The organism is Glycomyces tenuis DSM 44171 (genome assembly GCF_000427885.1).
GTDB classification, from domain to species: domain Bacteria; phylum Actinomycetota; class Actinomycetes; order Mycobacteriales; family Micromonosporaceae; genus Glycomyces; species Glycomyces tenuis.
In genome coordinates this window covers 245,309-266,098 of the sequence record NZ_KE386602.1, presented here as the reverse complement: position 1 = coordinate 266,098, position 20,790 = coordinate 245,309, and the positions used below count along the sequence as shown (strand labels likewise).

23 protein-coding genes are annotated in these 20,790 nt (G+C 72.6%); 13 read left to right on the top strand and 10 right to left on the bottom strand.

Going from position 1 to position 20,790, the window contains the following annotated elements; genetic code table 11:
- Positions 1-233 precede the first annotated feature (233 nt).
- Positions 234-1,664 carry a non-reducing end alpha-L-arabinofuranosidase family hydrolase gene (locus tag YWW_RS33510; RefSeq protein WP_081687822.1) on the top strand — a complete coding sequence of 477 codons (1,431 nt, stop codon included), beginning with the start codon at positions 234-236 and terminating at the stop codon, positions 1,662-1,664.
- Positions 1,665-1,729: 65 nt separating this feature from the next.
- Here YWW_RS33510 and YWW_RS0127315 read toward each other — a convergent pair whose 3' ends face one another.
- Together YWW_RS0127315 and YWW_RS0127310 are read right to left on the bottom strand one after the other, a co-directional pair.
- Positions 1,730-1,936: a cold-shock protein gene (locus tag YWW_RS0127315; RefSeq protein ID WP_026932563.1), complete on the bottom strand. Its 207-nt coding sequence runs from the start codon at positions 1,934-1,936 to the stop codon at positions 1,730-1,732.
- Positions 1,937-2,035: 99 nt separating this feature from the next.
- Positions 2,036-2,809 (bottom strand): SDR family NAD(P)-dependent oxidoreductase, encoded by a 774-nt coding sequence (locus YWW_RS0127310; protein ID WP_026932562.1) that lies wholly within the window; start codon positions 2,807-2,809, stop codon positions 2,036-2,038.
- A 141-nt stretch (positions 2,810-2,950) separates the two neighbouring features.
- On the opposite strand from YWW_RS0127310, the gene YWW_RS0127305 reads away from it, so the two are divergent.
- Complete coding sequence (locus YWW_RS0127305) at positions 2,951-3,364, top strand: helix-turn-helix domain-containing protein (RefSeq protein WP_026932561.1); 414 nt, start codon at positions 2,951-2,953, stop codon at positions 3,362-3,364.
- 34 nt (positions 3,365-3,398) lie between these two features.
- Complete coding sequence (locus YWW_RS0127300) at positions 3,399-3,815, top strand: VOC family protein (protein ID WP_026932560.1); 417 nt, start codon at positions 3,399-3,401, stop codon at positions 3,813-3,815.
- Positions 3,816-3,866: 51 nt separating this feature from the next.
- Here YWW_RS0127300 and YWW_RS33505 read toward each other — a convergent pair whose 3' ends face one another.
- The 4 genes from YWW_RS33505 to YWW_RS0127280 all read right to left on the bottom strand — a co-directional run bounded on the left by YWW_RS33505 (position 3,867) and on the right by YWW_RS0127280 (position 9,732).
- Positions 3,867-4,709 carry an NAD(P)H-binding protein gene (locus tag YWW_RS33505; RefSeq protein WP_051326391.1) on the bottom strand — a complete coding sequence of 281 codons (843 nt, stop codon included), beginning with the start codon at positions 4,707-4,709 and terminating at the stop codon, positions 3,867-3,869.
- Positions 4,710-4,724: 15 nt separating this feature from the next.
- Positions 4,725-6,497, bottom strand: coding sequence for a serine hydrolase domain-containing protein (locus tag YWW_RS33500; RefSeq protein WP_081687821.1), 1,773 nt, complete (start codon positions 6,495-6,497; stop codon positions 4,725-4,727).
- A 9-nt stretch (positions 6,498-6,506) separates the two neighbouring features.
- Positions 6,507-7,802 carry an exo-beta-N-acetylmuramidase NamZ family protein gene (locus YWW_RS0127285; protein ID WP_026932559.1) on the bottom strand — a complete coding sequence of 432 codons (1,296 nt, stop codon included), beginning with the start codon at positions 7,800-7,802 and terminating at the stop codon, positions 6,507-6,509.
- A gap of 76 nt (positions 7,803-7,878) precedes the next feature.
- Positions 7,879-9,732, bottom strand: a complete 1,854-nt coding sequence (locus YWW_RS0127280) for a glycoside hydrolase family 3 protein (protein ID WP_051326389.1) — start codon at positions 9,730-9,732, stop codon at positions 7,879-7,881.
- A 226-nt stretch (positions 9,733-9,958) separates the two neighbouring features.
- Between YWW_RS0127280 and YWW_RS0127275 the strand changes: the two genes are divergently transcribed.
- Positions 9,959-10,438: a hypothetical protein gene (locus YWW_RS0127275; protein WP_035702520.1), complete on the top strand. Its 480-nt coding sequence runs from the start codon at positions 9,959-9,961 to the stop codon at positions 10,436-10,438.
- Between the two features lie 12 nt (positions 10,439-10,450).
- Here YWW_RS0127275 and YWW_RS0127270 read toward each other — a convergent pair whose 3' ends face one another.
- Complete coding sequence (locus tag YWW_RS0127270; protein ID WP_026932556.1) at positions 10,451-10,825, bottom strand: DUF4440 domain-containing protein; 375 nt, start codon at positions 10,823-10,825, stop codon at positions 10,451-10,453.
- Positions 10,826-10,925: 100 nt separating this feature from the next.
- Here YWW_RS0127270 and YWW_RS0127265 point away from each other — a divergent pair, with 100 nt between their 5' ends.
- The 9 genes from YWW_RS0127265 to YWW_RS0127225 all read left to right on the top strand — a co-directional run bounded on the left by YWW_RS0127265 (position 10,926) and on the right by YWW_RS0127225 (position 18,564).
- Positions 10,926-11,429, top strand: a complete 504-nt coding sequence (locus tag YWW_RS0127265; RefSeq protein WP_155830432.1) for a hypothetical protein — start codon at positions 10,926-10,928, stop codon at positions 11,427-11,429.
- Positions 11,426-12,655, top strand: a complete 1,230-nt coding sequence (locus YWW_RS0127260; protein ID WP_026932554.1) for an NRAMP family divalent metal transporter — start codon at positions 11,426-11,428, stop codon at positions 12,653-12,655. Before YWW_RS0127265 ends, YWW_RS0127260 begins: the two co-directional genes overlap by 4 nt.
- Positions 12,652-13,050, top strand: a complete 399-nt coding sequence (locus YWW_RS0127255) for a hypothetical protein (protein WP_026932553.1) — start codon at positions 12,652-12,654, stop codon at positions 13,048-13,050. The genes YWW_RS0127260 and YWW_RS0127255 overlap by 4 nt, the downstream gene beginning before the upstream one ends.
- On the top strand, positions 13,037-13,357 hold the full coding sequence (locus YWW_RS0127250) for a hypothetical protein (RefSeq protein ID WP_026932552.1): 321 nt from the start codon (positions 13,037-13,039) through the stop codon (positions 13,355-13,357). Before YWW_RS0127255 ends, YWW_RS0127250 begins: the two co-directional genes overlap by 14 nt.
- Positions 13,358-13,446: 89 nt before the next feature.
- On the top strand, positions 13,447-13,569 hold the full coding sequence (locus tag YWW_RS37920) for a hypothetical protein (RefSeq protein ID WP_281171030.1): 123 nt from the start codon (positions 13,447-13,449) through the stop codon (positions 13,567-13,569).
- Between the two features lie 176 nt (positions 13,570-13,745).
- Entirely contained in the window at positions 13,746-14,216 is a 471-nt protein-coding gene (locus tag YWW_RS0127240) for an OsmC family protein (protein WP_026932551.1), read from the top strand.
- 117 nt (positions 14,217-14,333) lie between these two features.
- A complete protein-coding gene (locus YWW_RS0127235) occupies positions 14,334-16,424 on the top strand; it encodes a protein kinase domain-containing protein (protein WP_026932550.1) in 2,091 nt (696 codons plus the stop codon).
- A 2-nt stretch (positions 16,425-16,426) separates the two neighbouring features.
- On the top strand, positions 16,427-17,698 hold the full coding sequence (locus YWW_RS33495) for a serine/threonine-protein kinase (protein WP_051326388.1): 1,272 nt from the start codon (positions 16,427-16,429) through the stop codon (positions 17,696-17,698).
- A gap of 65 nt (positions 17,699-17,763) precedes the next feature.
- Positions 17,764-18,564 carry a hypothetical protein gene (locus YWW_RS0127225; RefSeq protein WP_026932549.1) on the top strand — a complete coding sequence of 267 codons (801 nt, stop codon included), beginning with the start codon at positions 17,764-17,766 and terminating at the stop codon, positions 18,562-18,564.
- Here YWW_RS0127225 and YWW_RS0127220 read toward each other — a convergent pair.
- From YWW_RS0127220 to YWW_RS37915, 3 genes are all read right to left on the bottom strand, one after another.
- Positions 18,561-19,205 (bottom strand): cellulose binding domain-containing protein, encoded by a 645-nt coding sequence (locus YWW_RS0127220; RefSeq protein WP_026932548.1) that lies wholly within the window; start codon positions 19,203-19,205, stop codon positions 18,561-18,563. The two genes, YWW_RS0127225 and YWW_RS0127220, sit on opposite strands and share 4 nt — an antisense overlap.
- Before the next feature lie 140 nt (positions 19,206-19,345).
- The gene (locus YWW_RS34645) at positions 19,346-19,666 is read right to left on the bottom strand and encodes a hypothetical protein (protein ID WP_026932547.1); all 321 of its coding nucleotides are present in this window, start codon (positions 19,664-19,666) and stop codon (positions 19,346-19,348) included.
- A 69-nt stretch (positions 19,667-19,735) separates the two neighbouring features.
- Complete coding sequence (locus tag YWW_RS37915; protein WP_051326387.1) at positions 19,736-20,686, bottom strand: zinc metalloprotease; 951 nt, start codon at positions 20,684-20,686, stop codon at positions 19,736-19,738.
- Positions 20,687-20,790: the final 104 nt, after the last annotated feature.

The following is a 20,790-nucleotide window of genomic DNA, read 5'->3' as shown; positions in this document are numbered from 1 at the left end:
GGCGTGCTCGAATCCCGTTCCTCGAGCCGGGGCGCCGAGCGCCTTTCGGCTCCCCGGTGCTCCGCCCAGTTACCGAGAACATTTCCTTAATCTAGGCATTTACATTCATCGAATCAAAGCGTTACGCTGTCCATGCGGTCTGGAAATTTCGGAGTCGTCACCGAAAGTTTCGCCGCGCCCCAAGGCTGCGATCGGCAAGGCGACCGCAGCGTCCCCCAAGCGAAAGGCTTGTCATGTCCACAACGCTCCGAGCGAGGTCGAAGACCTTGGCCGTCGCGGTGGCGGCGGTGGCGGCACTGGCCGCCACGGCGGTCACCGCCGCGGCGGACCCGTCGGCCTCCCCGGCACAGGCCGACGCCCTCCCCGACAGCTTCACCTGGGAGTCCTCCGGCGAACTCGTCGCGCCGCAGCAGACGGCGCCGGGCCGGACCCTGGTGTCGATCAAGGACCCGTCGGTGATCGAGTACGAAGGCGAGTACCACGTGTACGCCACCACCGCCGACACCGGCGGCGGCTGGTCGCTGACCTACTTCGGCGGCTTCACCGACTGGTCGCAGGCGAACTCGGTGCCGCAGACGCACCTGACGACCACCGCGGTCGGCGGCGGCTACCGGGCCGCGCCGCAGGTGTTCTACTTCGAACCGCGAGACGAGTGGTACCTGGTCTACCAGACCGGCCTGCCCTCGTTCTCGCTGCTGGACGACCCCGGTTCGCCCGAGTCGGCCACCGCGCCGCAGAACTTCATGGACTCGCACGGCCCCGCGGACGCGAACTCGTCCTACATCGTCGACTACTGGGTCACCTGCGACGAGGTGAACTGCTACCTGTTCTTCAACAACGACAAGCAGCAGTTCTACCGCGCCCAGACGACCGTGGCGGAGTTCCCGAACGGTTTCGGCGACGTCGAGCTGTTCATGCAGTCCTCCAGCAACGACCTGTTCGAGGCCACCAACGTCTACAAGGTCGGCGACACCGGCCAGTACCTGCTCATCGTCGAGGCCATCGGCTCGGACGGCAAGCGGTACTTCCGCTCGTGGACCTCCGACCGGCTGGACGCGAACTTCAACGAGTGGACGCCGCTGGCCGACACCGAGTCGAACCCGTTCGCCCGCTCCAACAACGTCACCTTCCCCGGCGGCGCCTGGACGCGCGACATCAGCCACGGCGAACTCATCCGCGACCAGGTCGACCAGACGATGACCATCGACCCGTGCGACATGCGGTACCTCTACCAGGGCATGGACCCGAACGCCTCCGGCGAGTACTCCCAGTGGCCCTGGCGCCTCGGCCTGCTCACCCACACCAACCCCGCGTGCGACTCCGGCGGGGACCCGACCGATCCGCCGGACGACCCCACCGACCCGCCCGAGGGCGAGTGCACGGCCTCGATCGAGGTGGTCAACGAATGGGGCTCGGGCTGGCAGGGCAACGTCACCGTCACCGCCGGCAGCGACCTCGACGGCTGGAGCCTCAACTGGGACTGGCCCGGCGGGCAGTCGATCGACTCGGCGTGGAACGCCGACTGGTCGCAGTCGGGATCGACGGTGACGGCCGCCGACGTCGGCTGGAACGGCAGCGTCGCGGCGGGCCAGAGCCGCGAGGTCTTCGGCTTCGTCGCCAGCGGCTCCGGAGCCTCGCCCCAAGTGGCCTGCTCGTCGGCCTAGGACAGGCCTGGCCCGGTGTCACCGGCCCGCCGCTTCGCGAACAGCGCTCCCCGCGAAGCGGCGGGTCACTCCGGTTCGACCTCGGACGCCTGCTTCCCCTTCGGGCTGTCGGTCACCTCGAAGCGCACCCGCTGCCCCTCCTCGAGGGTGCGGAAGCCGCCGGAGTCGAGGATCTGACTGAAGTGCACGAACAGGTCGCCCCCTTCGGCGTCGGTCTCGATGAAGCCGTATCCCTTGTCGGGGTCGAACCATTTGACAGTGCCGGTCGGCATCTGCATCACCGCCTCTTGCGTCTGCTTGCCGAGCCTGTACCCGCTCCGGCCCGGTTCCATGCCGCCCGCGGGCTCCCGGGCGGACCGCGAAGGCGCTCCCTAGACCGCCGACCAGCCGCCGTCGCTGGGGAGCACGACCCCGTTGACGTTGAGCGAGTCGTCGCTGAGCAGCCAGAGGACGGCCGCGGCCAGCCGCTCGGGCGGCGCGGGCGGCGGCATCGTCGCCTGCATGACCGCCCCGGCGCGCTGAGCGGCGAACTCCGAGCGCATCGCGCCCTCGATGTTGGTCGCCACCGGCCCCGGCGCCACCGCGTTGGCGCGGACGCCCTGCGGCCCGTAGTAGAACGCGACGCTCTTGGTGTACCCGACGATGGCGTGCTTGGAGGTCGTGTAGGCCGCTCCGGAGGCGGAGGCCCGCAGCGAGGCCTCCGAGGCGACGTTGACGATGGCGCCGCCCCCGGCCTCCAGCATGGCCGGCAGGACGGCGCGGGTCAGCCGCATCGGGCCGGTCAGGTTGATGCCCATGACGCGATCCCACGTGCCGTCGTCCACCTCGGCGGGCGGCAGGAAGCCGTCCATGACGCCCGCGACGTTCGCGAGGCCGTCGATCCGGCCCTCGGCGGCGTCGACGATCCTGCCGACCGTCTCCCGCTGGGCGATGTCCCCGGCGACGGTGCGCAGCGCCGAGTCCCCGAGCTCGTGGGCCGCCTGGTCGGCCAGCTCGTCGAGCCGGTCGGGGATGACGTCGGCGGCGACGACGCCGGCGCCCTCGGCGATCAGCCGCAGCGCGGTGGACCTGCCGATCCCCGATCCGGCGCCGGTGACGATGACGGTCCTGCCCGCGAAGCGGCCCGCTCCTGATGCCTGTTCCATCGATCCTCCTCGGTTCGACCGGCCTCCTCGGCCCGACGCCGCCGATTCTCCCGGCGCCCGCGCCCGGCGGGGCCGCTTCGCCGAATTCGACACCAGGACGGCCCGCGCCCGGCCGGACTGCGGTGGGGGAAGATGGAGGCGATGAACGACATCGAGCGGCGAGCGGCCACCGAGGACCAGAACCGGCGGTTGCTGCGGGCGCGGGACGCGATGGACCGCGACTACGCTGAGCCTTTGAACGTGCCCGGCCTCGCCCGGATCGCGCTCATGTCCCCGGCGCACTTCAGCCGCTCCTTCCGCGAGACCTTCGGCGAGACGCCCCACCGCTACCTCCAGCGCCGCCGCATCGAGCGCGCCTGCGCGATGCTGCGCAACAGCGACCGCACCGTCACCGAGATAGCGCTCGCCGTCGGCTTCGACAGTTTCGGCACGTTCAGCCGCACCTTCTCGGCGATCATCGGGCGCCCCCCGACCCGCTTCCGCGCCGAGTCCGAGCCGCTCCACGTGCCCGTGTGCTTCGTCAAGACCTGGACCAGACCGAGCAGTTTCGGATAAGCCCGGGCCGCCCGCGGCCCCATAGGCTTATCGCATGTTCACAGGAATCAGCATTCACAACGTGTACGTCCTCGACCAGGACGAGGCCCTGGACTTCTACGTCGGCAAGCTCGGCTTCGAGGTCGTCGAGGACGCCGACCTCGGCTTCATGCGCTGGCTCACCGTGAGCCTGCCCGGCCAGCCCGATCGGCGCATCCTCCTCGAGGTGCCCGGCCCGCCCTCGCACGACGAGGCCACCGCCGCCCAGATCCGCGACCTGGTCACCAAGGGCGCCATGGGCGTGGCCGCGATCCTCACCACCGACGACTGCCGGGCCACCTACGAGGAACTCCGCTCCAGGGGCGTGGAGTTCACCGAGGAGCCCACCGAGCAGCCCTACGGCATCGACTGCGCGCTGCGCGACCCCTTCGGCAACCACATCCGCATCGGCCAGGTCGACAAGCCCGCCTGACAGGAGCACGGAGCGGTCCCGGAGGCGGAGCCGCCGGGACCGCTCCGTGCTTCAGCGCCCGCTCAGGAACTCGGCGAAGGTCTGCCCCCGCTCGCCGGTCAAGTCGGCGCAGTCCCGCGAGACCGCCGCGAAGCGGCCCTCCCGCACCGAGCGGAACATGCTGCTGTACGCCTCGATCAGCCACGCCGGTTCGGATTCGGCGGCGAGCCGCTCCCGGTGGTCGTCCTCGTCGAGGTCGTCGTGGCGCACCGGCCTGCCGGTCGCCGCCTCGGCGACCGCGCAGACCTCGGCCGCCGTCAACGCCTCCGGCCCGGTCAAGTCCACGACGCCCTCGGTGCCCCGCAGTGCGGCGGCGGCCAGGCCGCGGGACACGTCGCCGCGGCTGACCAGCGACATGGACCCGTCCCCGGTCGGCAGGGCCAGCACGCCGCTCTTCAGCGCCGCTTCCAGCCACGTCTCCGTGAAGAAGTCGGCGAAGATCGACGTCCGCGCCAGGCAGTGCGCGATGCCGGAGGCGGCCAGAAGCCGCTCGGTCTCCCGGTGGCCGGGGGAGTAGTAGAACCGCGAGTCCGCCTCGGCGTCCAGGATGCCGCTGTAGACCACGTGCTCGACGCCCGCCTCGGCGGCCGCGGCCACCACGTTCCGGTGGTGGCGGGTCATCGTCTCGGCCGTGCCGTCGCTGGAGACGAACACGAGCGTGCGCAGGCCCTCGAATGCCTCGCGCAAGGACGCGGCGTCGTCGTAGTCGGCCCGGCGCGCCGACAGGCGCTCCGAGGCCGGGACCGCTTCGGGCCTGCGGGCGAGCGCCGCCACCTCGGGGCGTTCGGGGGCGGCCAGCAGATGCCGCACCACTCCCGAACCCACGCCGCCGGTGGCGCCGGTGACTCCGATCATGGCCCGTCCTCTCGCTCAGTTCCGGCTCGGGCTCCATCCTGCCGCGTCGATGCGCTCCCTGTCGTGCGGGCGTGAGCCGTTGAACACGGTCGACCAGCCCCGCTTGACGCGGATCTTGTCGACGTAGACGCCGCGCCCCTGATAGGACGGGTCGGAGGCGTACGACCACCGCAGCTGAGCGGTCCCGTCGGGCAGCTCGGCCCGCGCGTCGATCCACCGCCGCCCCGAGAAGCCGGAGAAGGCCCCGTCGGTCGACCACCGGTGCTCGCCCGCGCACAGCTCCAGGCCGACCGGCTCCCACGTCTCGCCGTCGCCGCTCGCCTCCAGCGCCCCGACGTCGGTCGACTCGGTGTCGTACCAGAGCGCGAACTCCGCCGAGCCGCCGTCGATCGGGCTCCGCAGCGGCACCGTGAGCGTCGCCGTCGTCCCGTCCGCCTGGCCCGCGTACCAGGCCTCGCGGCCGGTGCGCGGCTCGACGGGCACGGCCCGGGCCATCGGGCGGGCGGCGGCCCTGCGGTAGGTGCTGACGGCGCCCCGGTTCCGCGTCGGGTGGACGCGGTTGCTCAGCAGCACCAGCAGCGAGCCGGTGAGCGGGTCGAGCACGATCGAGGTGCCGGTGTAGCCGGTGTGGCCCACCGTGACCGGCGAGGACATCGCGTCCATGTAGAAGCGCTGGCCGATCTGCCAGCCCAGGCCCCGCGCGGCGCCCGCGCCGAGCCCCGGGTTCATGTTCGTGAAGATCAGCCGCGTCGTCTCCTCGCTGAGGACGGCCGCCTCGCCGTACCTGCCGCCGTTCAGGACCATCTGCCCGAACACGGCCAGGTCCCAGGCGGTGGAGAAGACGCCGGCGTGCCCGGCGACGCCGCCGAAGGACCAGGCGTTCTCGTCGTGGACGGAGCCGCGGATCATGCCCCGGCCGGTCCACGGCTGATACTCGGTGGCCGCGACGCGGCCGACGGTTTCCGGCGGCGGGTTGTAGCCGGTGTCGGCCATGCCCAGCGGCCCGGTGACGAACTCGGCGACGAGCTCGTCCAGGGCGCCGCCGGTGACGCGCTCGAGGACCTCGGCCAGGACGATCAGGTTGAGGTCGGAGTACTCGTAGCCGCTGCCGGGCTCGCGCTGCAAGGGATGGGCGTAGATCTTCGCCATCCGGGCGGCGTCGTCGGGCAGCGCGTACAGGTTGACGAACGCGATCATCCCGGAGGTGTGGGACAGCAGCTGCCCCACGGTGATCGGGCGCTTCGCCGCGTCGAGGCCGTCGAACTCCGGGAGGTACTCGACGACGGGCGCGGCCGGGTCGATCCGCCCCTCGTCGATCATGCGGCCGGTGACGGTGGCGGTGAACAGCTTCGAGATCGAGGCCATGTCGTAGATCGTGTCGACCGTGGCCGGCTCCCACTGCTCGGCGGGCAGCTCGACCGCCGTCTCGGTCTCCTCGTCCCAGCTCGCGTAGCGCACCCGGTGGCCCGCGGCCGCGTGCGCGACGACGACGCCGTCGCGGGCCGCCAGCACGGTGAAGCCGGGGAACGACGGCTCGGGTCCCTCCATGAACGCCGAGACCTCGGGGACGATCCGGTCGACGTGCTCGGCGACCAGGCCCGCTTCGGACGGATCGCCGGTGCGCAGCCGGTGCGGCCGCCGAGGGAAGTCCACGTCCCCGGGGCCCGCCGCGGGCGGCCCGGTGGCCTCGCCGCCGCCCGGCCGCTCCTCGGCCGCCGCCCGCGCGCCTCCCGCGAGCGCGGCGAACGCCGAGCCGGCCGCGCCGCTGATGATCATTCGACGGTTCATGACGTCTCCTCACCGGCCCCTTCGCCGGTATATCAGGTGCTCCTCGCGCACGTCGGCGAACGCGGCGAGATCCTCGGCCCAGACCTCGGCCACCTCGTCCACGTCCGCGCCCTCCTCGACGGCGAGCCGCACCTCCCGGTTGCCGCTGAGCTTGTCGAGCCAGTACGAGTCGGGGCCGTCCTGCTCGCGCCACCCGTACTGGCCGAAGCGGCGGCGCTGCTCGATGATCATCGCCAGGCCGGTCCTGATCGGGTCGAACGCTCTCCGGTCGGTCACCTGGAGCTCGACGCCGCCGCAGACCTCGCCGGCCCATTTGGAGAACGTCGGCTTGAAGTAGGCCTCGCGGAAGCGGGCGCCCGGCAGCTCCGCCCCGTTCAGGGCCTCGGCCCAGCCGTGGTCGATCTCGGGCGCGCCGAGCAGCTGGAACGGCTGCGTGGTGCCGCGGCCCTCCGAGAGCGCGGTGGCCTCGAACAGGCAGGTGCCCGGGTAGACGGCGGCGGTGCCCGGCGTCGGCATGTTCGGCGAGGGCGCCACCCACGGCAGCCCGGTGTCCTCGAAGTGCATGCGGCCGTTCCAGCCGTCCATCTCGACGACGGTCAGATCGGCCGCCGCCCCGGCCGCCTCCGGCACGAACTCGGCGTTGAACAGCCGCGCCAGCTCCCCGACGGTCATGCCGTGGCGCTGCGCGATCGGCTTGAGGCCCACGAAGGTCGCGTGCTCGGGGTGCAGGACCGGCCCGGAGGCCTCGGCGCCCGAGACCGGGTTGGGCCGGTCGAGGACGACGAACCTGACGCCGAGCCCGGCGGCGGCCTCCAAGGCCAGGTACATCGTCCAGATGTAGGTGTAGAACCGCGAGCCGACGTCCTGGATGTCGAAGACGAGGGTCTCCACGCCGGCCTCGGCGAGGAGCTCGGCCATGCGGTCCTTGTCGTTGTAGGCGTTGTAGACCGGGATGCCGGTCTTGGGGTCGAGGAAGTAGTCCTCGCCCTCGCCGGCCTGCGAGGTGCCGCGGAAGCCGTGCTCGGGGCCGAAGACGGCGACGATGTCGACCTCGCCGCTGAAGTGCATGAGGTCGACCATGTGGCTCAGGTCGGGCAGGATCCCGGTCGGGTTGGAGATGACGCCGACGGCCTGCCCGGCGAGTTCGGCGAAGCCCGCCTCGGCGAGGACCTCGATCCCGGTCTTGACGCGCCCGCCGCGCCCCGCGTGGGCGCCGGAGGCGGCGAGCGCGGGCAGGGCGGCCCCGCCCACGACGGCGGCGGTGCCGCCGAACAGTGTCCGTCGGTCGATGTGGCGTGTGCTCATGGTGTCCCCTTGCGGTCGAGGAGCCGCCCCGGCCCCCCTCGGAGAGCGGCATCGGGCTGAGGGCCGGGGCGGCGGGTCAGTAGGTCAGGCCGTGTCCGAAGGCGAACAGCGTCGCCTCGGGGTCGTCGGCGGTCGGGATGTCGACGGGGAGCCTGCCCTGCGGCTGGACCTCGCCGAAGATCGTGCTCACGGCCGATCGCAGGGCGCCGGCGTTGTAGGAGTAGGTCGCCAGGTTGGCGGCCGTGTCGTCGAGGTAGTGGGCGACGTCGTACGGGTTGCGGACCGCGATCGTCACGACCGGCGTGCCGGTGTCGTGCAGGGCCGCGACGAGCTCCGCCTGGGCCGGTGCGGTGGCGACCCCGTTGGTGGTGACCACGACGAGGTCCTTGCCCTCGGCCGCCGCGACGGCGGCGGCGATGTCCGCCTCGGTCGGCGAGGCGCCGGTGGTGACGTTCTCGGCGGTCCAGCCGTGCTCGGTGAACTGCTCGGCGACGGTGGCGGTGGTGCTCTGGCCCCAGCCGGTGACGAGGGCGTCGCCGCTCGGCTCGGCGAGCGGCAGGGCGCCGTCGTTGGCGATCAGCGTGGTGGTCCGGTCCTGGACGGCCTGCGCGGCCTCGAGGTGCTCGGGCGTGCCGACGAGTTCGTCGACCCGCTCGGGGTCGACGTAGGGGTCCTCGAACAGGCCGAGCTCGTACTTCAGGCCGAGGATGCGCTCGACGGACTCGTCGATGCGCCGCTCGGAGAGCTCGCCGGACTCGACGGCGTCCAGGACCGCGTTGTAGGCGAGGTCGATGTCCGGCGGCATGAGCAGCATGTCGGCGCCGGCGAGCAGCGCCATGACCGGGACGCGGTCGTCGCCGTAGCCTTCGCGGACGCCGTCCATCGACAGCGAGTCGGTGATGACGACGCCGTCGAAGCCGAGCTCCTCGCGCAGCAGTCCGGTGAGGATCGGCTCGGACAGCGTCGCGGGCTTGAGGGACGGGTCGAGGGCGGGGAACTGGATGTGGGCGGTCATGACGGTGTCGACGTCCTCGTCGATGGCGGCCTGGAACGGCGGCGCGTCCAGTTCGGTCCATTCCTCGTAGGTGTGGTCGATCCGCGGCAGCTCCGCGTGGCTGTCGTCGCTGGTGTCGCCGTGGCCGGGGAAGTGCTTGACGGCCGAGGCCAGCTCGCCCGAGGACTGGTAGCCGTCCACTTGGGCGGCCACCATGTCGGCGGCGTGCTGCGGGTCGGAGGAGAAGGAGCGGACCCCGATGACGGGGTTGGCGGGGTCGACGTTGACGTCGGCGACTGGCGCGAAGTTCTGGTCGATGCCCATGGCCTCGAGTTCGGCGCCGCTGATCTCGGCGGCGGTGCGGGCGTCGTCGGCGTCGTGGGTGGCGCCCAGGGCCATCGCGCCCGGCAGCTGGGTCGCGGGCGGGCCGATGCGGGTGACGAGGCCGTGCTCCTGGTCGGTGGAGATGAGCAGCGGGGTGCCGGTCTCGGCGGCGGCCTCCTGGAGCCCGTTGGAGAGCCCGGCGATCTGCTGCGGGTCGTTCACGTTGTTCGACCACGCGAAGTAGATGACGCCGCCGAGCGGGTACCGCTCGAGCAGCTCGTCGGCGTTGTCGACGCCGTGGGCCTCCTGGTTCGCGGCGACGTCGTCGGGGTCGGTCGTGTCGGCGGTCTCGCCGTAGGCGTAGGTGACGAAGAGCTGGCCGACCTTCTCCTCGAGGCTCATGCCCCGCAGGTGGTGCTTCACGAACCAGCGCTGGAGGAGGTCCTCCCACCAGCCGGCGTGGTTCGCGCCCGGGGGCTCGGCGTGGTCGGGCTGGGCGGCGACCTGGGTGGTGGTCGCGGCGATGAGGGCCGCGCTGAGCGCGGTGCTGAGGGCGGCGGCGAGGCCGATGGCCCGGAGCCGCTTGGACGTCGACTTGAGGTTCGCCTTCATGGTGCGGACTCCCGCCTGTGCCGGGGTTGAGCGTGGGTGGAGTGTGGACCCGTCGGGCGGGTACGACCCCTTCGATCATCCTGGCAGAAGTCTTCATAAGAAATCAATATGTTGAAGAGAAACTTCAAAACGCCGTCGCGCGGATCCGCCGAAAACGGCCCGGGGCCCCGGAGGACCTGCGAGGATCGGGGCGGAAGACCGCCCGAACCGAAGGGAGGCGCGGCCGATGCGAATCGCCATCACCGGACACCGCGATGTCCACGGCGCCACCATGGTCGACGTCGACACCGCCTTGCGCATGCTGCTGGCCGAATTCGAGGACGGCGAGTCGACGGTCGGCATCACCTGCCTCGACGACGGCGTCGACCAGACCTTCGCCAGAGCGGTGCTGGACCTCGGCGGCGCCATCGAGGTCATCGTGCCCGCCGCCGACTACCGCAAGAGCCTCGACGAGGGCAACATCCTCGAATACGACCGGCTCCTGGCCCTGGCCTCAGGCGTCCGCGAGCTCGACCACCGCGAGTCCACTCCGGAGGCCCGCATGGCCGCCGCGCTGGCCATGCTCGAGACCGCCGACCACGTCCTCGCCGTCTGGGACGGCGGCCCCGCACAGGTGGCCGGCGGCACGGCCGACGTCGTCGAGGCCGCCAAGGACCGCGGCCTGCCCGTCACGGTCGTCTGGCCCGACAGCGGCCGCCGCGGCTGAACGGCGGGCCCCTCACTCCGAGTGCGGCACCGGCGTCTGCTGATAGAGCGCGAGCCTCCGGCCCTCCGGCGTCTCGACGTACACCGAGGACATCAGCGCGACGAACGCCGCCTCGCCGCCCTCCCGCCACGCCCGGGCCCGGTAGACCAGCGCCGTGGCGCCCTCGCCGACCGCGACGACGCGCTCCTCGGTGATCTCGTAACCGCTCCAGGGCGGAGCCTCGTCCAGAGAGGCCGCCACCGCGGCCCTGCCCAGGACGAAACCGTGCGCGAGGACCATCACGGCGTCCTCGGTCATGACCGAGCCGTAGAACGCCCCACCGGTGCCCTCGCACAGCGACCGCCACCCGGCGTGCTCCATCTCCAGCAGCTCATCGAGTGTGTCCATCGGCCCACGGTACCCACCGCCCGGATCCAGGCGGCGCCGTTTCCGACCCGCCGCCCCCGGCAGTGTCCATTTGTTACTGTTCGACTACTGATGGTGTTCGATGGTTGAGTTCCCGTCCACCGGGTACGCGGCTTCGACAGCGGTCGGACGGACGGGGGTGCGCGGCATGGGGGCCCAGGCGCGGGCGATGATCCGCCGCTTCGCCGCGGCGCTCGCCGCCGTCCTGGCCCTGAGCCCGGCGGCCTGCTCCAGCTGGGCCGCCTCCACCGGCACCGCCGAAGACCGGATCACCGCCACCGCCCACACCCAGGTCCAGACGGCCCTCCTCGTCGCCGAGGCCGGACTCGAGGACCCTCCCGCCCCCGCCGTCACCCTCACCGTCGTCCTCGACGAGGCCCGCTCGGAACTGGTCACCGCCCGTGAAGACCTGGCGAGACTCCCCGGCGACCACGGCGGGCTCATGACGCTGCTCGTCGAAGCGACGACCCTGATCGGCCTGACGCAGAGCGCGGTGGAGGACGGCGACCGCTTCGCCCTGCGCAGCGCGAAGCGGAGCGCCGAAGAGCTCGCCACCGCGCTCGAAGGGCGGAGCGAGCTGCTGTGAAGAAGTACCTCGGGCTCAGCCTCGGCATCCTGGCGGCCGTCGGCGGCTTCCTCGACATGGGCGACATCGTCACCAACGCCGCCATCGGCGCCCGCTACGGCCTCGGCCTGGCGTGGGTCGTCCTCCTCGGCGTGATCGGCATCTGCGCCTACGCCGAGATGTCGGGCAGGATCGTGGCCGTCGCCGGCCGCCCCGTCTACGACCTGGTCCGCGAGCGGCTCGGCCCGCGTGCGGCCCTGCTCAACCTCATCGCCTCGCTCCTGGTCACGATCCTGACCCTGGCCGCGCAGATCGGCGGCGTCGCCGTGGTCATCGAACTGGCAAGCGGCGTTCCGCACGTGGTCTGGGTGGCGCCGGTCGCGATCGGGCTGTGGATCGTCATGTGGCGCGTCAAGTTCGAGAAGATCGAACAGGTCCTCGGTCTCGCCGGGCTCGCCGTCGCGGTGTTCGCCGTCTCCATCTGGTGGCTCGACCCCGACTGGTCGGCCCTGGCCGGGCAGGCCGCCGGCATCACCCCGCCGGCCGGCGAACCGGTCCCGACGTACTTCTACTACGCCATCACCCTGTTCGCGGCCGCGATGACGCCCTACGAGGTGTTCTTCCTGTCCTCGGGCGGCGTCGAGGAGCGGTGGTCCGCGAAGGACCTGCGCATGCAGCGCGCCACCGCGCTCATCGGCTTCCCCGTGGGCGGCCTGCTCGCGCTGAGCATCGCGGCCGCCGCCGCGGTCGTCATGCTGCCCCTCGGCATGGACGCGCAGAGCCTCGGCCAGGTCGTCCTGCCAGTGGGCCTCGCCTTCGGCATGGCGGGCATGATCGTGGTCCTGTTCGGTTTCTTCGCCGTGCTGGTCGGCGCCGCCTTCGAGACCGCGATGTCCTGCGGCTACATGCTGTCGCAGTACTTCGGATGGCCGTGGGGCAAACGGCTTCCTCCCAAGCGCGCGGCGCGGTTCCACGCCGTGGTGGCCGGCTCGGTCCTCATCGCGCTCCTCATCGTCCAGACCGGCGTGGACCCGGTCATGGTCACCGAGGTCGCGCTGGTCGGCGCGGCGGTGGCGCTGCCGCTGACGTACCTGCCGGTCCTGATCGTCGCCAACGACCGGCAGTACCTCGGCGACCACGTCAACGGCAGGTTCAGCAACGCCGTCGGCCTGGTGATGATGGTGGTGGTGCTGGTCGCCGCGATCGCGGCGATCCCGCTGATGATCACGACGGGGATGGGCGCATGAACTGGATCGAATGGCACGGACGCGACCGGATCGACCTGGGCACGCAGCTGCTCGACCGGCAGATCACCGCACCGGAGGCCGAGCCCGTCGGCAAGGTCGACGATGTGGAGCTGACCCGCCGGCCCGATGGCGCCCTGGAGGTCACCGCGCTGCTGGTGGGCACCTCGGCCCTGTGCGAGCGGGTGCCGCAGCCGACGCGATGGCTGCTGCGCCTCGGGATGCGCCTGACCGGCGGCCCCGACTCCCCGCGCCGCATCGACCTCGACGACGTCGTGGACGTGAAATCCGACGTCGAGGTGACCGCGGAGGCCGGGGAGGCGGCGGCCAGCCCCACCGAGCGCCGGTTCAGGGCCTTCGTCGAACGGATCCCGGGAGCGGGCCGTGCGGGGAGCTGAACTGTTCAACGCCGAGGTCCTCGACCCGAGCGGGAGGCGCGTCGGCATGGTGCTCGACGTCCGCGCCAGGCCGGCGCCCGAGCGCCGGGCGCTCGTGGTCGAAGGGATGGTGGTGGGCCGCACCCGCGTCCGGCTGTTCGGCTACGAGCGCCGCGACGAGGTCGGCCCGGCGCTGCTGCGACGCTTCGCGATCTGGCTGCACCGCGACACCCGCTACGCGCCGCTGTCCGAGCTGGACATCGCCGCCCCCGGCACCGTCCGCCTGCGCGTGCCCTGGGACGAGCTCGACGCGCTCAGCGGCCCTTAGAGCCTGCCCTGCGGGTTTAACGCCGCGAAGGGCGGGGAATGCCCCAGCGCACGCCGCGGGACGCCCGCGGGGCATGGGAGGAAATCATGATGGGACGGCTGATCAAGAGCGTGGCGGTCACCGTGGGCATCGCGGTGGCGAAGCGGCTCTGGCGCGCGTACCGTCAGAGGCGCGGCACCGAGCCGACCGGCCCGCGGACCGACGGTACGTGACCGGCGGCGCCCGCCGTGTCCCCTGTGCTCGAACGCATCGACTGTCGACGTTGGTCTCGGCGCCGCGCCGGGTACTCCATCAGCGCAGATCAAGCACGTCTCGGCGGACCGTGACAACCGCGTCGAACCCCTCCGGTTAGGCTGTCGACGCCCTCTGCTGACCGAAGGAGCGACCGATGCGCGGCGAGCACCACTACGAAGTCACCGTCCGGTGGACCGGGAACACCGGCTCTGGCACGTCGAACTACCGCGACTACGAGCGGGACCACGAGGTCCTCGTCCAGGGCAAGCCCGCGCTGGAGGGCAGCGCCGACCCGGCCTTCCGCGGCCGCCCCGAGCGGTGGAACCCCGAAGACCTCCTCGTGTCCGCCCTCGCCGAATGCCACATGCTCACCTACCTGGCGCTGTGCGCCACCCACCGCGTCGTGGTGACCTCCTACGAGGACCTGGCGACCGGCCGTCTGGCCATGGCCCCGGGCAGCAGCGGCCGCTTCGTCGAGGTCGTCCTGAACCCCAAGGTGACCATCACCGCCGAGTCCAGTATGGACCAGGCTGTCGAGCTGCACCTCGAGGCCAACAAGACCTGCTTCATCGCCAACTCGGTGAACTTTCCCGTCCACCACAACCCCGTCGTCGAGATCGCCTGAAGCCCACCGCCCTTCGGGCGGCGACCCGGTGCGGAACGGTTATCGTTCTAAGCGGTCCGCGAGACCGGTGACCGCTCGGCGACCGCCGCGGCGCCCGAGCCGCGGGAAGGACACGCCGTGGAGCCGCTGAGCGACGACGACCCCGAGCGCGTGGGCCCCTACGCGCTCCTCGCCCGCCTCGGCGCCGGCGGCATGGGCACCGTCTACCTCGCCCTCGCCCCCGGCGGACGGAAGGTCGCCGTCAAGGTCGTCAAGGCCGGCCTCGCCAAGGACGCCGAGTTCCGCGACCGGTTCCGGCGCGAAGTCGAGGCCGCCCGCGAGGTGAGCGGCGCCTTCACCGCCGCAGTGCTCGACGCCGGACCCGACGCCCCCGAACCGTGGCTGGCCGCCGCGTACGTGCCCGGCATGACGCTGAAGGAGGCCGTCGAGGCCTGCGGGCCCCTGCCGCCCGAGGCGCTGCGCGCGCTCGCGACCGGCCTGGCCGAGGCGCTCGCGGCCATCCACCGCGCCGGACTGGTGCACCGCGACCTCAAGCCCGCCAACGTGATGCTGACCGCCGGAGGCCCGAAGGTCATCGACTTCGGCATCGTGCGGCCCGAGGACGCCACCGGGATCACCCAGCCGGGGACGGCGATCGGCACCCCCGTGTACATGTCGCCCGAGCAGGCCGCGGGCCGGCGCGTGCGGCCCTCCGGCGACCTGTTCTCGCTCGGCGTGGTCCTGCACTACGCGGCCACCGGCCGCCCCGGCTTCGACTCCGGCCGCCCCGAGCCCGGGACCGACCCCGCCCGCGCCCTCCCCGACCGCGCCCTCGCCCGGATCGCGGCCGCCTGCCTCGAACCGGACCCGGCCCGCCGTCCCACCGCCGAGAAGCTCCTGGAGCGGCTCGGCGGCGACCCGGTGCCCTTGCACGGCACCGACTGGCTGCCCGAGCCCGTCGCGGTCGGCATCGCCCGCCGCGAGGCCGAGCCGATCCCCTCGCGGACGCCGACCGAGGCCGCCCCGCCGTCGCCGAAGGCCGCCATGGGCACGCTCGACGCCCCCTCGGACTTCGGCCCCGCACCCGCCCCGCCCAGGAGGATCGGCCGCCGCGCCGTCGTCGCCGGCGGCCTGTCCGCGGCGGGACTCCTCGCCGCGGGCGCCGCCTGGGCGCTGTGGCCGGACGGCGCCGCCGAGCCGCAGACCGCCGAACCCCCCGAGGGCAGCGCCTCCCCGGCGGCCACGGGCGAGCCCTCGCCGAGCGCCCCGCCGCCCGAGGCCGTGCCGAGATGGAGCGTGCAGGTCGGCGTCTTCGGACCCACCGTGACCGCCGCGGGCGGCCTCATCGTCGCCGTCGCGGACGACCGGCTCCAGGCGCTCGACCCCGCCACCGGAGCGGTCGCATGGGAACGCGAGGCCGTCGTCCGCGCGGCGGTGGCCGACGGGCGCCTGTACACGGTCGACGAATCGATCTACCCCTGGGCGCTGACCGCCCTCGACGCCGCCTCAGGCGGCGTCGAATGGTCCCGAAGCACCGAATTCCTCCCGTGGCAGGGCCCCTTCGCCTGCGGCGAGCTCCTGTGCGTCGGCAGCGAGGCCGTCGCGGCGCTGCGGGCCGACGGCGGCGGGCAGGTCTGGTACGCGGAGGTGAACCCCGAGAACGGGCTCGTGGCGAACGACGACATCGTCGTCGCCGCGCACGCCGTCCTGGAAGGACTCGACCCGCGCACCGGCGACACCGCCTGGACCTACGAGATGGACACCGCGTCATCACCGTCGCTTGGCGACGGCATGGTCGTCGCCTGCGACGCCGAAGGCGTCGTCCACGCCGTCCGCACCGAGGACGGCGCCGCGGTCTGGACCAGGCCCACCGGCTCGTTCGGCCACCGGTTCCTCTACGGCGACGGGGTGCTCTACGCCCAGGCGGGCGGCGGCGACACGCTGGCGCTCCGGGCCGACACCGGCGAGGAGCTCTGGGCGGTCCAGAGCGGCGGGGGCGAAGGCGATCCGTACGGGACCACGAACCTGCTGCGGCCGGCGGACGGCGCGCTCTACGTCTGCGGCACCGACCGGACCGCGTACGCGCTCGACCTCGCCGACGGGTCAACACTGTGGACCTGGGACGCGGGCGAGACCTTCACCGCCCCGCCGGTGCCGCTCGACGGCCTGGTGTTCGTCGGCACGAGCGACGGCCGCGTCCACGCCCTCGAACCCGCCACTGAAAGGTAGACATGCAGCCCCTCCAGCACGACGACCCCCGCTCGATCGGGACCTTCCGGCTCCAGGCGCGCATCGGCGCGGGCGGCATGGCGACCGTCTACCTGGGCCTGTCCAAGGGCGGACGCAGGGCGGCCGTCAAGGTCATGCACGCCGAGCACGCCTCGGATCCGCAGGCGCGCGAGCGCCTCCGCCGCGAGGCCGACGCGGCCGCGAAGGCCGGAGACGGCTACGGCGCGCCGTTCATCGAGGCGGCCCCCGAGGACGAGACGCCCTGGATCGCGACGGAGTTCCTGCCCTCGGTCTCGGTCAGGGACGCGGTCCGGCGGTTCGGGACCATGCCCGCCGCCCAGGCGCGGTCGATCGCCGCCGGCCTCGCGCACGCGCTCCGCTCGGTCCACGAGGCCGGGATCGTCCACCTCGACGTCAAACCGGGGAACGTGCTCCTCACCGACGACGGCGTCCGCCTCGTGGACTTCGGGACCGCCCGTGAACTCGGCGACGATGGGCGCACCGCCGCTCCGGCCCCCGCCGGGACCAGGGGGTTCATGTCGCCCGAGCAGGCCGAGGGCGCGCGGCTCGGGCCCGCGGGCGACGTCTACGCGTTCGGCGCGACCCTGGCCTTCGCCTGCACCGGCGAGCCGTCGACCGAGGACTCGTCGTGGCCGGACGACTTCGCCGACGAGGGGCTGCGGGAGCTGGCGGCCCGCTGCATGGCCCCCGACCCGTCCGATCGCCCGACCGTGCCGGAGCTGATCGAGCAGCTCGCCGAGGCGGACGAGCCGTGGACGAGCGATGAGCTGGAGGCGGCGATCGCCGCCTCCGCCGAGCTCCCGCCCGCCGAGCCGAAGGCGAGCCGGCGGCGGGTGCTGCTCGGCTTCGGGGCCGCGGCGGTGCTCGGCGGCGGGGCCGCCGCCCTCGTCCCGCTCGGCTCCGAAGCCGAGCGGTCGAACGGCAGGGCGCTCCCCCTCGAGCGCTCGGCGGTCGCCGCCGCCCAGGAGCGGCCGTCGCGCCTGCTGACGTTCCAGTTCACCGGGGACGGCCCGCTCATCTCGCTGACCTACACGGTCAACGGCGAGCCGACGACGCTGGAGGACGTGGAGCTGCCATGGGAGGAGACCGTCGAGATCCCGCCGCTGCCCGAGGAGTCGACGTACCACCTCGAGTTCGAGTACCCGCCCGGCGAGATCGACATGCTCATATCGATCGACGGCTTCCAGGTCGGCACCGGCGAGTTCCTCACCATCGGCACCTCCAGCACCAGCGAGGTCGAGGGCTCCGGCTGACCGGGCGGGACCCCTCTCGCGCCGGCCGGGTTAGCGTCGGACCGGCCAGAACGTTGGGAGTAGCCATGCCACAGTTGCGCACCAGGAGGGCCGACAAGGTCGTCCTCCTTCCGAAGGAGTCCGGCAGTCTCACCCGCGAGCTGCCGCCGGTCCAGCCCGGCACGCTGTTCGTCATGGGCGCGAACGGCGGCATGAGCGTCTCGCCCGACAGCGACTTCACGGTCGTGTTCGGGCGCAACGACCCCGAGGTCCACGTGTGCGTCGGCCCGGACGACCTGCACGTCAGCCGCAGGCACGGCTACATCAGGCGCCGCCGCTCGCGCTGGGAGGTGCACAACGTCGGCAGACTGCCGATCCGGATGCCCGAATCGGGGCTGGTGCTCGGCGGCGACCACGTCGAGCTGGCCTCGAAGTACACGCCGCTGTTCATCGTCGCACCCGGGCAGGAGCACCTGCTGGAGGTGCGCGTCGCTGCAGGGCCGCCGCCGGGCTCCGGCGGGAGGGTCTGCGAGCTGGAGACGCTCGGGCGGCCGGTGTGGCCGCTCAGCCCCGACGAGCGCCTGGTGCTCGTCGCTCTCGGCCAGCGCTACCTGCGCGGGGAGACCCACCCGCAGCCGCTGACGTGGGAGGAGGTCGCCCAGGAGCTGCACGAGCTCCAGCCCGCGGCGGGCTGGAACTGGCGCAAGGCCGCCCGCCGGGTCTCCGAGGTGCGCCACCGGCTGAGCCCGCACGTCCGCGGCCTGGTCGAGAAGGAGATCCCGCCACCGGTCGGCAACGCGCTCAACCACAACCTGATCACCGAGCTGCTGGTCACCACGACGATCACCAAGGACCACCTGTCCTTCCTCGAACCGCGGCGCTCTTAAGGGACGGCCGTGCAGGGCACCGTGCCGGGCAGCTCGGGCTCGCCCTCGGTGTCGGCCCGGAAGCTCGGCCCGGCGTCCTCGCCGGGGTCGAGCGCGCCGTTGAACAGGCCGTTGCCGTAGCGGTCGCCCTCGATCCGGCTCATGCCCCACGTGCTGGTGACCTCGACGCCGTCGATGTCGAGGACGATCTCCCAGCCGCCGACGGCCTCCTCGCCGGTGTTGACGACCGTGACCTCGACCGAGATCGAGTCCGACCACTCGTCCGCGAGCCTGAGCGCGGCGGTGCAGCTCGGCCCGGCCGGTCCGGTGTCGTCCTCCTCGCTCGGCTCCTCGTCGGTCTCCTCGCTCGGCGTCTCCTCGGGCGTCTCGGAGGTGGCCTCGACCGTCGGGCTCGTGCTCGCCGAGGTGGGGGCGGCCGCCGAGGAGTCCTCTTCGAGAGGGGCGACGGAGGCGCCGTCGTGGTCCGCGGCGGGGCCCGCCCAGTCGTCGGAGGCGCCCTGGCCCTCGCCGCCGCCGAGGGCCGTGGAGAACTGCCAGACCGCGACCGCCACCGCGAGGGCGGCGACGACGCCGAGGACGATGAGCAGTCGGCCGTGCAGGCGCCCGCGCAGCAGCGGCGTCCGGTCCTTCCAGGCCCGCATCGCGTCTCCTCTAATGTGGACTAACAGGGGTCGGGACGCGGTCCTCTCGGGTGCGGATACGGGGCTTCGCGTCCACGTTGCAGCGTACAAGTCCACCGCACACCCCAGGCCACCGCCGGTGGCGCGCGGCCCGGCGCCTGTCAGTCGTCCATGGGGCGCATGCGGAGTCGTTCGGCGTCGACCGAGACGATGCGGTAGGAGAGCTCCAGCTCGCCGGATGGCCCGGAGGTGCGGATCTCGCCCGCCCGCGGGCACCGCCACCGGCCCTCGACGGCGACCGGCGCGTCGGTGGCGCTGAACTCGTAACGGGTCACCGAGCCGTCCGGCTGGAACTCGATGCTGTCGCGGCCCCGCCCGAGCGCCGCCGGGTCCTCGAAGGGCACGTAGACGCGCACTTCGCCCGCGTCCTCTTCCTCGATGTGCACCCAGCGGCGGAACAGTTCCTCGGGTGGCTCGCTCATGACTGCCTCGCGGATGGTCGGCTGTCGGCCGCGGCGCCGACCGCCGCGAATCCGTGTACTGCTCGAATACTAGGCCGCGACGGGCTCCGCGTCATCGGGTTCGACGGGTTCGTCCGGCGCGGCGAGGAAGGAGCCGCGCGGACCGGCGAGGCAGGCGTCCATCCGCTCGGTCTGCCCCTGCGTGAACATGACGGTGACGGCGTCGTCGCTGTAGTCCATGAAGTTCATGAACAGGTCCCCGTGGGGGGCGTTGTCGCAGCTGATGTTCGGGAATTCGGGCCGGCCGCGGTTGGGCCCGCCCTGGTTCGGGGTGTCGGCGACGAAGTCGTCGCCCGAGCAGCCCTCGCCGTCGTCGCCCCAGATGTGGCGCAGGTTGAGCCAGTGGCCGATCTCGTGGACGGTGGTCCGGCCGCCGTCGAACGGCGCGGTGGCGGTGCCGGTGGTGCCGAAGCCGCGGTGGTTGACGACGACGCCGTCGGTCTCGGGCGCGCCGCCGGGGAACTGGGCGTAGCCCAGCAGGCCGCCGCCGAGGGGACACACCCAGATGTTCAGGTAGCGGTCGGCGGGCCAGGCGTCGGCGCCGCCGGAGGCCGCGTGCTTGACGGTGTCGTCGGCGTCGAACACGGCCGTGTCGGTCCGCGTGCGGGTGATGCCGGTGGTCGGGGCGCCGTCGGGGCCGGTGTCGGCGAGGGCGAATTCGAGCCGGGCGTCGGCCACGAGCGCCTGGAACGGCTCGGGGACGGTGTCGACGCCCGCGCCCCGCATCCGGAAGTCGGCGTTCAGCACCTCGATCTGGCTGTGGATCTGCTCGTCGGCGACGTTGTCGGCCTCCTGGTGCCAGACGACGTGGACGACGACGGGGATGGTGACCGGCGCTTCGCGGCGGGGGCGGCGCCAGGCGAAGGCCTCGTTCTCGATGCCGGTGCGGGCCTCGGCGTAGCCGGGCTGCGCATCGAGCAGGCGGTGGTGCATCGGCATGGTGCCGCACCAGCGCGTGATCTCCAGTGGTCCCTCGTTCATGGCCGTCCTCCATCAGGTTCGCGCGCCGCCGCGATCAGCCGGTATGCACATGATGTTACGCCGCGGGCACGCTCAGGTGTGGTCCAGGCACCCGTTCGGGGGAC

What these genes read in the sequence shown, in the direction of transcription:
- YWW_RS33510 (WP_081687822.1), top strand. Translation starts at nt 234, where the DNA reads ATGTCCACAACGCTCCGAGCGAGGTCGAAGACCTTGGCCGTCGCGGTG.
- YWW_RS0127315 (WP_026932563.1), bottom strand. Translation starts at nt 1,936, where the DNA reads ATGCCGACCGGCACTGTCAAATGGTTCGACCCCGACAAGGGATACGGC.
- YWW_RS0127310 (WP_026932562.1), bottom strand. Translation starts at nt 2,809, where the DNA reads ATGGAACAGGCATCAGGAGCGGGCCGCTTCGCGGGCAGGACCGTCATC.
- YWW_RS0127305 (WP_026932561.1), top strand. Translation starts at nt 2,951, where the DNA reads ATGAACGACATCGAGCGGCGAGCGGCCACCGAGGACCAGAACCGGCGG.
- YWW_RS0127300 (WP_026932560.1), top strand. Translation starts at nt 3,399, where the DNA reads ATGTTCACAGGAATCAGCATTCACAACGTGTACGTCCTCGACCAGGAC.
- YWW_RS33505 (WP_051326391.1), bottom strand. Translation starts at nt 4,709, where the DNA reads ATGATCGGAGTCACCGGCGCCACCGGCGGCGTGGGTTCGGGAGTGGTG.
- YWW_RS33500 (WP_081687821.1), bottom strand. Translation starts at nt 6,497, where the DNA reads ATGAACCGTCGAATGATCATCAGCGGCGCGGCCGGCTCGGCGTTCGCC.
- YWW_RS0127285 (WP_026932559.1), bottom strand. Translation starts at nt 7,802, where the DNA reads ATGAGCACACGCCACATCGACCGACGGACACTGTTCGGCGGCACCGCC.
- YWW_RS0127280 (WP_051326389.1), bottom strand. Translation starts at nt 9,732, where the DNA reads ATGAAGGCGAACCTCAAGTCGACGTCCAAGCGGCTCCGGGCCATCGGC.
- YWW_RS0127275 (WP_035702520.1), top strand. Translation starts at nt 9,959, where the DNA reads ATGCGAATCGCCATCACCGGACACCGCGATGTCCACGGCGCCACCATG.
- YWW_RS0127270 (WP_026932556.1), bottom strand. Translation starts at nt 10,825, where the DNA reads ATGGACACACTCGATGAGCTGCTGGAGATGGAGCACGCCGGGTGGCGG.
- YWW_RS0127265 (WP_155830432.1), top strand. Translation starts at nt 10,926, where the DNA reads ATGGTTGAGTTCCCGTCCACCGGGTACGCGGCTTCGACAGCGGTCGGA.
- YWW_RS0127255 (WP_026932553.1), top strand. Translation starts at nt 12,652, where the DNA reads ATGAACTGGATCGAATGGCACGGACGCGACCGGATCGACCTGGGCACG.
- YWW_RS37920 (WP_281171030.1), top strand. Translation starts at nt 13,447, where the DNA reads ATGGGACGGCTGATCAAGAGCGTGGCGGTCACCGTGGGCATCGCGGTG.
- YWW_RS0127240 (WP_026932551.1), top strand. Translation starts at nt 13,746, where the DNA reads ATGCGCGGCGAGCACCACTACGAAGTCACCGTCCGGTGGACCGGGAAC.
- YWW_RS33495 (WP_051326388.1), top strand. Translation starts at nt 16,427, where the DNA reads ATGCAGCCCCTCCAGCACGACGACCCCCGCTCGATCGGGACCTTCCGG.
- YWW_RS0127225 (WP_026932549.1), top strand. Translation starts at nt 17,764, where the DNA reads ATGCCACAGTTGCGCACCAGGAGGGCCGACAAGGTCGTCCTCCTTCCG.
- YWW_RS0127220 (WP_026932548.1), bottom strand. Translation starts at nt 19,205, where the DNA reads ATGCGGGCCTGGAAGGACCGGACGCCGCTGCTGCGCGGGCGCCTGCAC.
- YWW_RS34645 (WP_026932547.1), bottom strand. Translation starts at nt 19,666, where the DNA reads ATGAGCGAGCCACCCGAGGAACTGTTCCGCCGCTGGGTGCACATCGAG.
- YWW_RS37915 (WP_051326387.1), bottom strand. Translation starts at nt 20,686, where the DNA reads ATGAACGAGGGACCACTGGAGATCACGCGCTGGTGCGGCACCATGCCG.